Source organism: Pseudomonas nitroreducens NBRC 12694 (assembly GCF_002091755.1).
Lineage (GTDB): Bacteria > Pseudomonadota > Gammaproteobacteria > Pseudomonadales > Pseudomonadaceae > Pseudomonas > Pseudomonas nitroreducens.
In genome coordinates, this window is record NZ_BDAI01000001.1 from 528084 (window position 1) to 541741 (window position 13658).

Annotated in this window: 14 protein-coding genes; 3 read left to right on the forward strand and 11 right to left on the reverse strand. The window is 63.0% G+C overall.

Annotation, left to right across the window (positions count from 1 at the left end; all coding sequences use genetic code 11):
* Nucleotides 1-45: 45 nt before the first annotated feature.
* From PNI01S_RS02445 to PNI01S_RS02455, 3 genes are read right to left on the reverse strand one after another with little or no spacing between them, the layout of a single operon-like run.
* Nucleotides 46-858: an OmpA family protein gene (locus PNI01S_RS02445; RefSeq protein WP_084357366.1), complete on the reverse strand. Its 813-nt coding sequence runs from the start codon at nucleotides 856-858 to the stop codon at nucleotides 46-48.
* The gene (locus PNI01S_RS02450; protein WP_051445633.1) at nucleotides 855-1199 is read right to left on the reverse strand and encodes a DUF4398 domain-containing protein; all 345 of its coding nucleotides are present in this window, start codon (nucleotides 1197-1199) and stop codon (nucleotides 855-857) included. The genes PNI01S_RS02445 and PNI01S_RS02450 overlap by 4 nt, the downstream gene beginning before the upstream one ends.
* A gap of 28 nt (nucleotides 1200-1227) precedes the next feature.
* Nucleotides 1228-2055 carry a substrate-binding periplasmic protein gene (locus PNI01S_RS02455; RefSeq protein WP_084357367.1) on the reverse strand — a complete coding sequence of 276 codons (828 nt, stop codon included), beginning with the start codon at nucleotides 2053-2055 and terminating at the stop codon, nucleotides 1228-1230.
* 97 nt (nucleotides 2056-2152) lie between these two features.
* Here PNI01S_RS02455 and PNI01S_RS02460 point away from each other — a divergent pair, with 97 nt between their 5' ends.
* A complete protein-coding gene (locus tag PNI01S_RS02460) occupies nucleotides 2153-3100 on the forward strand; it encodes an alpha/beta fold hydrolase (RefSeq protein ID WP_084357368.1) in 948 nt (315 codons plus the stop codon).
* A gap of 55 nt (nucleotides 3101-3155) precedes the next feature.
* Here PNI01S_RS02460 and fabV read toward each other — a convergent pair whose 3' ends face one another.
* The 3 genes from fabV to PNI01S_RS02475 form a co-directional block, all read right to left on the reverse strand.
* Entirely contained in the window at nucleotides 3156-4352 is a 1197-nt protein-coding gene (fabV, locus tag PNI01S_RS02465) for an enoyl-ACP reductase FabV (protein WP_037008805.1), read from the reverse strand.
* A gap of 213 nt (nucleotides 4353-4565) precedes the next feature.
* On the reverse strand, nucleotides 4566-5495 hold the full coding sequence (locus tag PNI01S_RS02470; protein WP_024764492.1) for an electron transfer flavoprotein subunit alpha/FixB family protein: 930 nt from the start codon (nucleotides 5493-5495) through the stop codon (nucleotides 4566-4568).
* The gene (locus PNI01S_RS02475; RefSeq protein WP_024764491.1) at nucleotides 5495-6244 is read right to left on the reverse strand and encodes an electron transfer flavoprotein subunit beta/FixA family protein; all 750 of its coding nucleotides are present in this window, start codon (nucleotides 6242-6244) and stop codon (nucleotides 5495-5497) included. Before PNI01S_RS02475 ends, PNI01S_RS02470 begins: the two co-directional genes overlap by 1 nt.
* A 310-nt stretch (nucleotides 6245-6554) precedes the next feature.
* On the opposite strand from PNI01S_RS02475, the gene PNI01S_RS02480 reads away from it, so the two are divergent.
* Nucleotides 6555-8243 (forward strand): electron transfer flavoprotein-ubiquinone oxidoreductase, encoded by a 1689-nt coding sequence (locus PNI01S_RS02480; RefSeq protein ID WP_128082525.1) that lies wholly within the window; start codon nucleotides 6555-6557, stop codon nucleotides 8241-8243.
* Nucleotides 8244-8350: 107 nt separating this feature from the next.
* On the opposite strand, the gene PNI01S_RS02485 is transcribed toward PNI01S_RS02480, so the two are convergent.
* The 5 genes from PNI01S_RS02485 to PNI01S_RS02505 form a co-directional block, all read right to left on the reverse strand.
* Nucleotides 8351-8917: a DUF1285 domain-containing protein gene (locus PNI01S_RS02485; protein WP_037014435.1), complete on the reverse strand. Its 567-nt coding sequence runs from the start codon at nucleotides 8915-8917 to the stop codon at nucleotides 8351-8353.
* Nucleotides 8914-9525, reverse strand: a complete 612-nt coding sequence (locus tag PNI01S_RS02490) for a DUF4823 domain-containing protein (RefSeq protein WP_084357369.1) — start codon at nucleotides 9523-9525, stop codon at nucleotides 8914-8916. Before PNI01S_RS02490 ends, PNI01S_RS02485 begins: the two co-directional genes overlap by 4 nt.
* Nucleotides 9526-9589: 64 nt before the next feature.
* Nucleotides 9590-10483, reverse strand: coding sequence for a radical SAM protein (locus PNI01S_RS02495; protein ID WP_024764487.1), 894 nt, complete (start codon nucleotides 10481-10483; stop codon nucleotides 9590-9592).
* 26 nt (nucleotides 10484-10509) lie between these two features.
* The gene (locus tag PNI01S_RS02500; RefSeq protein ID WP_065084910.1) at nucleotides 10510-11478 is read right to left on the reverse strand and encodes a GTP 3',8-cyclase MoaA; all 969 of its coding nucleotides are present in this window, start codon (nucleotides 11476-11478) and stop codon (nucleotides 10510-10512) included.
* 94 nt (nucleotides 11479-11572) lie between these two features.
* Complete coding sequence (locus PNI01S_RS02505) at nucleotides 11573-12211, reverse strand: TetR/AcrR family transcriptional regulator (RefSeq protein ID WP_017517621.1); 639 nt, start codon at nucleotides 12209-12211, stop codon at nucleotides 11573-11575.
* Between the two features lie 84 nt (nucleotides 12212-12295).
* Between PNI01S_RS02505 and PNI01S_RS02510 the strand changes: the two genes are divergently transcribed.
* Complete coding sequence (locus PNI01S_RS02510; protein ID WP_084357370.1) at nucleotides 12296-13429, forward strand: aminotransferase class V-fold PLP-dependent enzyme; 1134 nt, start codon at nucleotides 12296-12298, stop codon at nucleotides 13427-13429.
* Nucleotides 13430-13658: the final 229 nt, after the last annotated feature.

Genomic DNA, 13658 nt, shown 5'->3' on the forward strand with positions numbered 1-13658 from the left:
CCGAGGCTTCCGGGGTTTTCCTGTGACGGGATATTGCGAGTCGGATCAGCGTTCGGCGCCGAGCTGGCCCTTCTCGTCGGAGAACACGATCTCCACCCGGCGGTTCTGCGCGCGCCCCAGCGACGAAGCGTTGTCCGAGATCGGATAGGCCTCGCCATAGCCTTGTACCTGGACGCGCTTCTGGTCCACCCCCAGGTCGGTCAGCGCATCCGCCACAGCCTGCGCACGATCCTTCGACAGCTGCAGATTCTGCTCGCGGTCGCCTTCGGCGTCGGTGTAGCCCTCGATGCGGATGACCCGCCGCGGGTTGAGCTGGAGGAACTGCACCAGCTTGAGCACAGTGCGGTTGGCCGCGGGCTTCAGGTCGGCTTCGCCGCTGTCGAACAGCACGTCCCCCAGGGTCAGCACAAGGCCGCGCTCGGTTTCGTTGGTCGCCAGGCTGACCATCTGCTGCTCCAGCCACTTGCTCTGCTCCTGCACGCCCAGCAGGCGGGCTTCGCGCATCGCCAGTTGCAGGCGTTCGCGCTCCATCTGCTGCTTGGCCAGGCGCTCCTGATTCAGCGTCAGGTTGCTGTGCTCGCGGGCAATCTCGCTGTAGCGCTGGCTGAGGTAGGAGTACTGGAGGACGTCGTCGCTGCTGCCCCAGTAGTTGGACAGGCGCTCGGCACGGGCCAGCGACTCGCCGGCACGGATCACGTCCTTGGGCGCGCTGCGCAGCACGGCGGAGTCTTCCTTCACCGCCTGGAACTGCTGGCGGGCCTGCTCCAGGGATTTCTCGCTGAGCTGGCTGTTGGCGCAACCGGCCAGCAGGACGGCACTCGACAGTGCAGCCAGACGCAACAGTTGCAGGGAAGTCATTGCACTTCCCCCAACTGTTTACGCAGGCGGTTGATGCTCTTGCTCTGCTCGGCCAGTTGCTCGGCGCTCTTGCGTGTCAGCTCCTTGGCCTCGGACAGGCGGGCATCGAGTTCAGCCTGTTCGGCCAGTTGCCGGGCCTTCTTGTTCGAGCCGACCGCCAGGGCGCCCTTGGCGGCCTGGTACTTGTCCTCGGCGAGCTTGAGTTCGGCCACGTCATCGGTCGCACCCACGGCTTTGGCCTGTTCCAGCGCCTGTTCGGTGAGGCGCATCTGCTCGTTGGGTGCCGGGTCGTTCGTCGCACAGCCGGCCACTGCTAACAAAGCCAGGCCGGCGACCATCATCCGTCGATTGATCACGAAATCTATTGTCCTACTCGGTGGGAGTGCTGGCAGGCCGAAGTTGCTGGGCCTTCCAGCGGGCCAGGTTGTCCTGCAGCAGGCGCTGCGGGACTCCGGCGGCCGTCAATTCTGTCATTTTTTTCGCCAGTTGTCCGCGCAGCCACGGGTCGTTGCAAGCCGAGTTGTGCGCGACTGTCAGGTACAGACCCTCGCTGGAGATCGGCGGTTCCAGCGGCTGCAGATCATCGGCCATGCCGAGGGTATCGGCGACCGCGAGGCCGGGATAGTGCTCGTAGATCACATAATCCGAGCGTTTGAGCAGCAGCTTCTGGAACGCCTGGGTCAGGCTGGGCACTTCCTCCAACGTCAATTGTTCCTTGGCGAAAGTGTCGAAATCCGCGCCGAAGCTGTTGTTCACCAGGGTTCCGCCCTTCAGGCCCTTCAGATCGTCACGGCCGCTGTAGGCCACGACGGCATCCCTGCGCATCCAGACGACGTTGTCGGTGGTGAGAAAAGCCGGATGGATATAGTCCATGGTTTCCAGACGCTCCGGCGTTAGAAATGCGCCAGCGATCAGGTCGACCCGACCCAGCCGCGCTTCTTCCTGCGCTCGCGCCCAGGAGCCGGTGTAGATCACCCGGATGTTCACCCCGATGGCCTTACCGATCTGCTCCAGCAGGTCGGCATTGGCACCGATCAGCCGTTCCGGCTGCGCCGGGTCGCGCCATAGGTAAGGTGGGTATTCCGGATTGCCGGTGGCCACCAGGCGCTCGCACTTGCCGGCCGCGAAACCGGCCAACGGGATGGAGAAAGTCACCAGCAACAGCGCCGCACGGATCAACGTGGAGCAATCAGGCATCGGTAGTCTCACTCACCAGAAGAAGGTAAGGCCCTGCTTAGAGCCGCAAAATGCTAGCGTAAAGCACACCGCCCCGATTTGGTAATAAGGACTTCTCATGAAGAAAGCCCTTCTGGCCCTTCTCCTGCTGATTGCTGTCGCCGCAGGCGTTCTGTATGCCTTTCCCTCCACGCTGCTGGCCACTGCGCAATACGTCGAAAGCGCCCGTGCCCGGCTCTCGACCAACAGCCTGCAGGTCGACAACCTGGACATCGCCTATTACGAGGGAGGCCCGGAAAAGGCCCAGACTATCCTGCTGATCCACGGCTTCGGCGCCGACAAGAGCAACTGGCCGCGCTTCGCCCGCTTCCTCACCCAGGACTACCACGTCATCGCCGTCGACCTGCCTGGCTTCGGCGATAGCAGCAAGCCTGCGAACATCAGCTACGATGTCGGCACCCAGGCAGAGCGCCTGGCCGACTTCATGCGCGAGCAGGGCATCGGCCGTTTCCACGTGGTTGGAAACTCCATGGGCGGGCACATCGCCGCGCTGCTGGCCGCCCGACATCCGCAGGAGGTGCTGTCGGTCGGGCTGTTCGACAACGCCGGCGTGACGGCGCCGCACCCGAGCGAACTGTTCGAGCGCCTGCTCAAAGGCGACAATCCGCTGGTGCTGCGCTCGGTGGAGGACTTCCCCGCCCTGCTCGACTTCGTCTTCGTGCAGCCGCCGCCGCTGCCGGGGCGCCTGCGCGATTACCTGGCCGAGCGCTCACTGCAGCGCAGCGCCTTCAACGGCATGGTCTTCCAGCAGTTGCGTGAACGCTATATCCCGCTGGAACCGGAGCTGCCGAAGATTTCCGCACCCACCCTGCTGCTGTGGGGCGATCGCGACCGCGTACTGGACGTTTCCAGCATCGACGTGATGAAACCGCTGCTGAAGAAGCCCAGCATCGCCATCCTGCGCGATTGTGGCCATGTGCCGATGATCGAGCGCCCCGAGGAAACCGCACGCTTTTACCTGGATTTCCTCAAACAGAGCCACGGCCCCGTCACTGCGGCGAACTGATCGCCGGCGGCAAACAAAAACGGCGCCCTCGGGCGCCGTTTCTGCTGATGCGAACTCAGAGCTGGATCAGATTCGGAATCTGCACGTCCGGGTTGACGTCCTGCTCGTAGTCCACGCCGGCGATCTCGAAGCCGAACAGGCGCAGGAACTCGGTCTTGTAGCCGGTGAAGTCGGTCAGTTGGTACAGGTTCTCGTTGGTCACCTTGTTCCACAGGTCCTTCACGGTGTTCTGCACGTCCGGCTGCAGTTCCTTGTAGTCCGCGCGCAGGCGACCATCGGCGTCCAGATGCGGCTCAGCGCCGTACAGGCTCTCACGGAACAGGCCGTCGACCTGCTCGATGCAGCCTTCGTGGGTGCCCTTCTCCTTCATCACCTTGAACAGCAGCGACAGGTACAGCGGCATCATCGGGATGGCCGAGCTGGCCTGGGTGACCACGGCCTTCAGCACGGAAACGCGGGCATCACCACCAGTGGCAGCCAGTTTTTCACGAATACCCAGGACTTTCTGGTCCAGGTCCTTCTTGGCGGCGCCGATGGAGCCGTTCCAGTACAGATCGTGAGTGATCTCTTCGCCCAGGTAGGTGAAGGCAGTGGTCTTGGCGCCGTCGGCCAGGACACCGGCCTCCTGCAGCGCATCGATCCACATCTGCCAGTCTTCACCGCCCATCACCGCTACGGTGTTGGCGATCTCGGCCTCGGTGGCCGGTTCCATCACGCTTTCCTTGATCACTTCCTTGTCGGTGTCCAGCCCACGGAAGTTCACGGTCTTGCCGACCGGCTTGAGCACGGAGTTGAAGACTTCGCCGGTCTTCGGATGGGTACGGCGCGGCGCGGCCAGGCTGTAGACCACCAGGTCGACCTTGCCCAGGTCCTGCTTGATGGTGTCGATGGTGACTTTCTTCACTTCATCGGAGAAAGCGTCACCATTGATGCTGCGCGCATACAGGCCCTTGGCCTTGGCGAACTTCTCGAAGGCAGCGGAGTTGTACCAGCCGGCGGTGCCCGCCTTGGTTTCACTGCCCGGACGCTCGAAGAACACACCCAGGGTATCGGCGCTGGCGCCAAAGGCGGCGCTGATGCGCGCGGCCAGGCCATAGCCGGTGGAGGAACCGATGACCAGGACCTTCTTCGGACCGTTGGCGATGGGGCCATGCGCCTCGACGTACTCGATCTGTTCCTTGACGTTGGCTTCACAGCCGGTCGGGTGGGTAGTGACGCAGATGAAGCCACGCACGCGCGGTTTGATGATCATGAAAACCTCGGTAGCAGGTGTCGTTGAAACACGTTCAGGAACTGAAGACGACGCGCATTGTAGATGAGACACCTTCGCCCGTGGACTTCTCGGCAAAGATTCGTGACCAATGGGTCACCCGCACGGCGAAATAGTTCTTTCCGGAGGAAAATCAAGGCCCTGAAATGAAAGAACCCGCTACGGGAGCGGGTTCCTTCATCGAGCGAAAAAGGCTTAGACGGCCTTTTCCAGCTCCGGTACGGCTTCGAACAGGTCGGCGACCAGGCCGTAGTCGGCGACCTGGAAGATCGGTGCCTCTTCGTCCTTGTTGATCGCCACGATCACTTTCGAATCCTTCATGCCCGCCAGGTGCTGGATGGCGCCGGAAATGCCGACGGCCACGTACAGCTGCGGAGCAACGATCTTGCCGGTCTGGCCGACCTGCATGTCGTTCGGCACGAAGCCGGCGTCGACCGCGGCGCGGGAAGCGCCGACGGCAGCGCCCAGCTTGTCAGCCAGGGAGTAGAGGATCTTGAAGTTGTCGCCATTGCCCATGCCACGGCCGCCGGAAACGACGATCTTGGCAGCGGTCAGTTCCGGACGGTCGGACTTGGCCAGCTCTTCGCCGACGAAGGCGGACTTGCCGGCATCGGCCGGGCCGGAAACGGCTTCAACAGCGGCGGAGCCACCTTCGGCAGCAACGGCGTCGAAGCCGGTGCCACGCACGGTGATGACCTTGACGGCGGCCGAGGACTGCACGGTAGCGATGGCGTTACCGGCGTAGATCGGGCGCTTGAAGGTGTCGGCGCTGACGACTTCGATGATCTCGGAGATCTGGTCGACGTCCAGCAGGGCGGCAACGCGCGGCAGGAAGTTCTTGCCGTTGGTGGTGGCTGCGGCCAGCACGTGGCTGTAGCCCTTGCCCAGCTCAGCGATCAGCGGAGCTACGTTCTCCGGCAGCTGGTGAGCGTAGGCGGCGTTGTCGGCGACCAGCACCTTGGAAACACCAGCGATCTTGGCAGCGGCTTCAGCCACGCCACCGACATTCTGGCCAGCGACCAGCACGGCGATGTCACCACCGATCTTCTGCGCAGCAGCAACAGTGTTCAGAGTGGCAGCGCCCAGTGCGCCGTTGTTGTGCTCAGCGATTACCAGGATAGCCATCAGATTACTTTCGCCTCGTTCTTCAGTTTCTCGACCAGTTCGGCAACGGACTTGACCTTGATGCCGGCGCTACGGGCAGCCGGCGCTTCGACTTTCACGGTCTTCACGGTGGAAGTGGTGGAAACGCCCAGGGCGTCCGGGGTCACCACGTCCAGCGGCTTTTTCTTCGCTTTCATGATGTTGGGCAGCGACGCGTAGCGCGGCTCGTTCAGGCGCAGGTCGGTGGTGACGATGGCCGGCAGGTTCAGGGCAACGGTCTGCAGGCCGCCGTCGATTTCACGGGTGACGTTGACCTTGTCGCCAGCGACTTCGACCTTGGAGGCGAAGGTGCCTTGCGCGTAGCCGGTCAGCGCGGCCAGCATCTGGCCGGTCTGGTTGTTGTCGCTGTCGATGGCCTGCTTGCCGAGGATGACCAGCTGCGGCTGCTCTTTGTCGACCAGGGCTTTCAGCGACTTGGCGATGGCCAGGGAGCTCAGCTCTTCGTTGGTTTCAACGAGGATGGCGCGATCTGCACCCAGAGCCAGCGCAGTACGCAGTTGCTCCTGGGCAGCGGTCGGGCCGACGGAGACCGCAACGATCTCGGTGACGACGCCTTTCTCTTTCAGGCGTACGGCCTCTTCCACGGCGATTTCGCAGAAGGGGTTCATGGACATCTTGACGTTGGCGAGATCGACGCCGGAGTTGTCCGCCTTGACGCGGACCTTGACGTTATAGTCAACCACTCGTTTGACAGCTACAAGAACCTTCATGGATTCCTCGTTTTTCTCCGGTGAATAGGAATGTCGCCAGACAGGCCTGGCCGGTAGTGCACGCCATCTGCGACTACATCCAGCGCAACGCGACCGCAAAACCGCAGGTATCTTGACCGCATCGACCGGGCGGGTCAATACACGAAAATACCCCTTCATAAGCCGCGGACCCCGATTCTATCAGGGTTACGCGCGATTCAAACAAACGTTTGTATTGCCCTCGATAAAGGGTTTAGATATAGCAACAGGTCTAGCTATAATGCGCCCCGCTCTTACTGGGTGGGGGCACGCCCATCCCAATACCTACAAAATGCCCAGAGCCTTGATTCAGGAGAGATCGATAGTGGAACGCGAATTTATGGAATTCGACGTCGTCATCGTCGGCGCCGGCCCTGCCGGTCTGTCCGCCGCCTGCCGACTGAAGCAGAAGGCCGCCGACGCCGGTCAGGAAATCAGCGTCTGTGTGGTCGAGAAGGGTTCCGAAGTGGGCGCCCACATCCTCTCGGGCGCCGTGTTCGAGCCCCGCGCGCTGAACGAGCTGTTCCCCAACTGGAAGGAACTCGAAGCGCCGCTGAACACCCCCGTCAAACGCGACGACATCTATGTGCTGAAGAGCCCTGAGGCGGCGGCCAAGGTGCCGAACTTCTTCGTGCCCAAGACCATGCACAACGAAGGCAACTACATCATCTCCCTGGGCAACCTGTGCCGCTGGCTGGCCCAGCAGGCCGAAGGCCTGGGCGTCGAGATCTACCCGGGCTTCGCCGCCCAGGAAGCGCTGATCGACGAGAATGGCGTGGTGCGCGGCATTGTCACCGGTGACCTGGGCGTCGACCGCGAAGGCAATCCGAAGGAGGGTTACTACACCCCGGGCATGGAACTGCGCGCCAAGTACACCCTGTTCGCCGAAGGCTGCCGTGGCCACATCGGCAAACAGCTGATCAAGAAGTACAAGCTCGACAGCGAAGCCGACGCCCAGCACTACGGTATCGGCATCAAGGAAATCTGGGACATCGACCCGGCCAAGCACGAGCAGGGCCTGGTGGTGCACACCGCCGGCTGGCCGCTGAACGACGACAACCCGGGCGGCTCCTTCCTCTATCACCTGGAGAACAACCAGGTGGTGGTCGGCCTGATCATCGACCTGTCCTACACCAACCCGCACCTGTCGCCGTTCGACGAGTTCCAGCGCTACAAGCACCACCCGGTGATCAAGCAGTACCTGGAAGGCGGCAAGCGCGTGGCCTACGGCGCTCGCGCCATCTGCAAGGGCGGCCTGAACTCGCTGCCGAAGATGGTCTTCCCGGGCGGCGCGCTGATCGGCTGCGACCTGGGCACCCTGAACTTCGCCAAGATCAAGGGCAGCCACACCGCGATGAAGTCCGGCATGCTGGCCGCCGACTCGGTTGCCGAAGCCCTGTTCGCCGGCCGTGAAGGCGGTGACGAGTTGACCAACTACGTCGATGCCTTCAAGGGCAGCTGGCTGTATGACGAGCTGTTCAGCAGCCGCAACTTCGGCCCGGCGATGCACAAGTTCGGCGCCATCGGTGGCGGTGCGTTCAACTTCATCGACCAGAACATCTTCGGCGGCAAGCTTCCGTTCACTCTGCACGATACGACGCCGGACTACGCGACCCTGAAGAAGGCCAGCGAAGCGCCGAAGATCGACTATCCCAAACCGGACGGCAAACTCAGCTTCGACAAGCTGTCCTCGGTGTTCCTGTCCAACACCAACCACGAGGAAGACCAGCCGATCCACCTGAAGCTGGCCGACCCGAACACCCCGATCGAGAAGAACCTGCCGCTCTACGACGAGCCCGCGCAGCGTTACTGCCCGGCTGGCGTGTACGAAGTCGTGAGCAACGACGACGGCAGCAAGCGCTTCCAGATCAACGCGCAGAACTGCGTGCACTGCAAGACCTGCGACATCAAGGACCCGGCCCAGAACATCACCTGGGTGGCCCCGGAAGGCACCGGCGGTCCGAACTACCCCAACATGTAAGGCGTTGGCGGTAACAGAAAAGGCTCCCTCGGGAGCCTTTTTCTTTGCAAGCTAAGTACTTGTAGCGATGAAGGACAGGGACTACTGGCCGCGTTCAGACCAACCGGTCACGGCTGCGGCGCGATGGCGAAGAACTCGCCGGAACTCCACACTCCCAGCCACTCAACTCCATCGATCTCGCGGGGAACCGCCAGCTCTACCAACTGGTAGAAGACGTTGCGGTGGATCAGCGCCTCCAGGTTCACCCGCACCAGCACGTAGGGCGACGGCTCCTGGGTCTGCGGATCGAGCTCCACGCGGATCGGATGCGCGGCGTCGGCCACCACCTCATCCTCGACATTGGTGGTGAAGCGCAACACCTGCTGTTCGCCCTCCCCTTCGACGGCCAGGGTAACGGCGACGAAAGGCGCGTCATCGACGGTGATTCCGCACTTCTCCACCGGAGTGACCAGGAAATAGTCGTCGCCATCGCGGCGGATGATGGTGGAGAACAGCCGCACCATCGGCTTGCGCCCGATCGGCGTGCCCAGGTAATACCAGGTGCCGTCGCGGGCGATGCGCATGTCGATATCGCCACAGCAATCAGGGTTCCACAGGTGCACCGGCGGCAGCCCCTTGTCCTTGCTGGCGGGAATCTGCGCCAGCAGATCGCCGGCTTTGCCTGGGTCGGTCATTGGTACTCCTCTCGCGTCTTCACCCCGAGCAGGCTGCGGGCATAGTCTTCCAGCGGCCGCCCTATCAGGTCCTCGGGTTTGGCATCATAGAATGTCAGAAAACCGCCGCGACTGCGGATGGTGGCGCTGTCCACCAGGTAGCGGTTGTCGGTCTCGATCAGCATCACCTGAATCACGCTGCGGTCACGGCCCACGGCGTTATCGGTGTCTTCGTACTGCTCGTAAGTGCCGACATTGTCCTCCCCACGGGCAAAGCGCGTATACAGCAGATAATTGGCGCCCGCTGCGCGCGCTTCCTGCATCGCACCTTCCAGGCCCAGCGGACTCTTGGCTCGGCGCACCAGCGGGAAGTACTCGACGAAACCGTCGAACGCCTCCTCTGCCACCACATTGGGCCGTGCATACGGATGGCCCGGCGGCACGAACGGCCCCTGAGCGATATAGATGAAGGAGTCCTGCTGCAGCCGCCAGTTGGTCGTCCGGCGAGTCTGGCTGTGGTCGAGGAAGCCCGCGTCGCGCAGGTAATAATCGGTGCCGTCAGCCAGGTCGTTGGGGCTCATGCAGCCGCCCAGGGCAGCGAAGGCAAGGGTCAGTATCAGTTGGCGCATGCAATGTCTCCGGAGCCGGCGACGAAAAACCGGCATTCGGACAGGCAATGCAGCTTCCGCGCCATCACAGGCCGCGCTGCCATTCCTGGCGCAGCTGCGCACGCTGCGGCTGCTCGATGGCCTGGCGGACCTGGGCGAGCAGCTTCGCCTTGTCCTTCCCCAGCGTGCCCTTGAGCACCAGGTAGTTGGATGCGTGATCGCTGCGGAACACCGTGTCGCTAAGCTCCAGACCGTTCAGCAGGCGCTCGACTTCGATGAACAATTCGGCCTGCGATAACGGCTGGAAATCCGGGAAGCCCTGGCGATAGCGTTCTTCGCCAGTGGGAAAGCTCACCACCAGAGTCGACAGGAATTCCGGCTGCGCCTCATTCATCAATCGCGCTGAGTTGTCGGCGTGCTGGGCGCTCAGGGTGCTGCCGCCCAGGCCGTTGAGGACCATTACCGAGCGCTTGATCCCCGCCTCTCCCAGCTTCTGCAATGCATCCAGCGTCGAGGCGTAGGTCTCGCCCTTGTTCACCCGCGCAAGCACTTCGTCGTCGCCGGATTCGGCGCCCACGTAGGCCATGCGCAGACCGGCGTCCGCCAATTCCTTCAGCTCCTCCACCGACTTCTTGCGCAGGTTGCGCGGCAGGCAGTAACTGGAGACGCGGTCCACCTCGGGCAGGTGCTCGCGGATCGCACGGAGGATGTTGAGCAGGCGCCGAGTCGGCAACACCAGCGCATCGCCATCGGCGAGGAACACCCGCTGGACGATCAGGCGCTCGCCACAGCGGCGAATCTCCTCCAGTACCTCGGCCTCGTCGCGGGCGCGGAATTTCTTCTGCGGCTGGGTATACATCTCACAGAAGCCGCACTGGTTCCAGGAACAGCCGTTGGTGACGGGAAGAATGAGCGAGTGTGCCTCGCTCGGCGGCCGGAACACCGGCTCGATATAGGAAATGGGGAATTCGTTGGGCATGGGCTAATCAGGTCTTGAGGGCGATCTCAGCCGCCGATGATCTTCATGATGGTGGCGCCGCCGGAGAAGGCGACTTCCTGCTTGTCCGCCAGGGCACTCACCAGCAACCGCTGCAAGGCGGGAAGCGCCTGGTGGCGCGGCTTGTCCAGCAGGTCGCCGACGTAATGGCGGTTGCTCGACGACAGGCAGCCATGCAGCCAACCGGTGGAAGACAGGCGCAGACGCGAGCAGGTCCGGCAGAACGGCACGCTTTCGTTGGCGATTACGCCAAAATAGCCCTGCCCCGGCACTTCATAGCGAATGGCCGTGGCATCCACCGGCGCATCGGCCTGGATATAGGGATGGCGTTCGCCGATGAGCTCCAGCAGCTCCTGCAAGCTGACGAACTGCCGGTGGAAGCCGTTCGGGTCATGGGCCAGGTGGCCCATGCGCATCAGCTCGATGAAGCGCAGCTCGAAGCCGTGCTCCAGGCAGTAGTCCAGCAGCGGCACGACCTGGTCGAGGTTCTGCCCGCGTAGCGGGACCATGTTGAGCTTGATCTTCAGGCCGGCCGCGCGGGCCTCGTCGAGCCCCTTGAGGACCGTGGCCAGATCGCCGCCACGGGCAATGCGCCGGAAGGCATCGGCATCCAGGGTATCGAGGGAAACGTTGAGGCGGCGGATGCCGCAATCCAGCAGCAGCGGCAGCTTCTTCGACAGCAGCTGTCCGTTGGTGGTGATGGCGATGTCCTGCAGCCCGAGACGGCTGACGCCATGCAGGAAGGCATCGAGCTTCGGACTGACCAACGGTTCGCCACCGGTGACGCGCAGACGCTCGATGCCGGCGGACTCGATCAGGTAGGCGACCCCGCGCACCAGGGATTCCGCCGACAGCTCGTCCTGCGCCGCGACCAGACGTTTGCCGTCCGGCACGCAATAGGTGCAGGCGTAGTTGCAGGCGGCGGTCAGGCTCACGCGAAGATTGCGGAAGCGCCTGCCCTGGCGGTCGACGATCATGCTCGGCTCCGGTGGCGATCACTCATGCAAGTATATCCCCACCGGCGCCGGGAGCCCTGTCGCAACCGCGACGATGAATCGCGCGAATGGCGACTCAGGCGGCCGGCGTATCGCCGTCGCGCTTGCGCTTGTTGCCCATGCGCACGCCGATGTCCATGAGGAACTGGAAGAAGCCCTCCTGATCCTCCAGCACATCGCGCCAGAACGGCGAGTGGTACAGCGCCACGGCGCCATGTACCAGCGCCCAGGCCGCGCAGTAGTGGAAGTAGGCCGGGACGTCTTCCAGCTTGCCCGCCGCGATGCGTTCCTTGATCAGCTGGCTCAGGCGCTCGAAGTTGGATTCGCGGATCTTGTGCAGCTCCTCGACCATCTCCGGGACCTGGCTGGTCTTCACCACCTTCTCTTCCAGGCGGTCGAACAGGCGGTAGCGCTGCGGATCGCGCATGCGGAACTCGAAGTAGGCGCGCGACAGGCGCTCCTTGTCGCGGGCGACGTCTTCGGAGTGGAACAGGTCGGCCAGATCGCGCTCGTAGTCCAGCATCAGGCGCAGGTAGATCTCCGCCTTGGACTTGAAGTGCTTGTAGATGGTGCCTTTGCCGATACCCACGGCATCGGCGATCATTTCGACCGTGACACTGTCTTCGCCCTGCTCAAGGAACAGCTTGAGGGCGGTGTCGAGGATTTCCTGTTCGCGACGACGGAATTCGCGAACCTTGCGCGGCTCTTTCTGCATAAAAAGACTGTTCGGTCAAAAATAGTCAAAATTCGAAGCCGCGTATTATGCCTATTCAGCGCCAAATTGCACGGATCATCCGACATGATTAGCTTTTCTTCCGAGTTTCCCCAACAACCCGGCCTGCGCTACCTGAACCACGCAGCGGTCGCGCCCTGGCCCAAGCGCGCCGCAGACGCCGTCACGGCGTTTGCCCAGGAGAACATCCTGTTGGGTGCCCGCGACTATCCGCGCTGGCTGACCATCGAGAAGCGCCTGCGCGAACGCCTGATGCGCCTGGTGAATGCCCGGACCACCGGCGATATCGCCCTGGTGAAGAACACGTCCGAGGCGCTGTCCTTCGTCGCTTTTGGCCTGGACTGGCGCGCCGGCGACCAGGTGGTGATCAGCGATCAGGAATTCCCCTCCAACCGGGTCGTCTGGGAAGCACTCAAACCACGTGGGGTGGAAGTCATCCAGGTGAGCCTGGACGGCGATGATCCCGAAGGCGACCTGCTGGCCGCCTGCTCACCGCGCACGCGCCTGCTCTCCATCAGTGCCGTGCAGTACGCCAGCGGCCTGCGCATGGACCTCGAGCGCCTCGGGACCGGCTGCCGCCAGCGCGGCGTGCTGTATTGCATCGACGCCATCCAGCAACTGGGCGCCCTGCCCTTCGACGTGCAGGCCTACGACTGCGCCTTCGCCATGGCCGACGGGCACAAATGGATGCTCGGCCCGGAAGGCCTGGGTGTGTTCTATTGCCGCGCCGCCGAACGCGAGCAACTGGCGCTGCAGGAATACGGTTGGCACATGCTGGAAAACGCCGGCAACTACGACCTCGCCGGCTGGCAACCGGCGCGCAGTGCTCGCCGCTTCGAGTGCGGCAGCCCGAACATGCTCGGCGCCGTGGCATTGGACGCCAGCCTTGGCCTGCTGGAAGAGGTCGGCATGGCTTCGGTCGGCGAGTTGGTGCAGACGCGCGTCCAGCAACTGCACGAGGGCCTGGGCCGCATCAACGGCGCCTCACTGCACAGCCCGCTGGAGCCTGACCGTCGCGCCGGCATCCTGACGTTCAGCCTGGCCGGCTGGGACAATATCCGCCTGCTGGAGCGTTTGCGCGCGGAGCAGGTGGTGTGCATCCAGCGCGGCGCCGGTATCCGCTTGTCGCCGCACTTCTACACCAGCGAAGCGGTCATCGAGGAGACCCTGGCGTTGATCGGGGCTTTGGCGGGGCAATAATGCAGGCGCGGCCGAGAAAGCTGCTCAGCCCGGTGTGATGTATTCCAAATCCGTTTAAAAAACACCGGGCACCCTGTGGCAAGCGCGGCATCTTGACCAATACTTGTAGATACCGGCGCGCGGCATCTCCCCCCAAGTGCTCCGCCGGTGAAGGTACCGAGGATCGCGTACCTTATTGTTAAACTCCTAATGGTCTTGACCCGGATTCATCCCCCAGAACCCGGGTTTT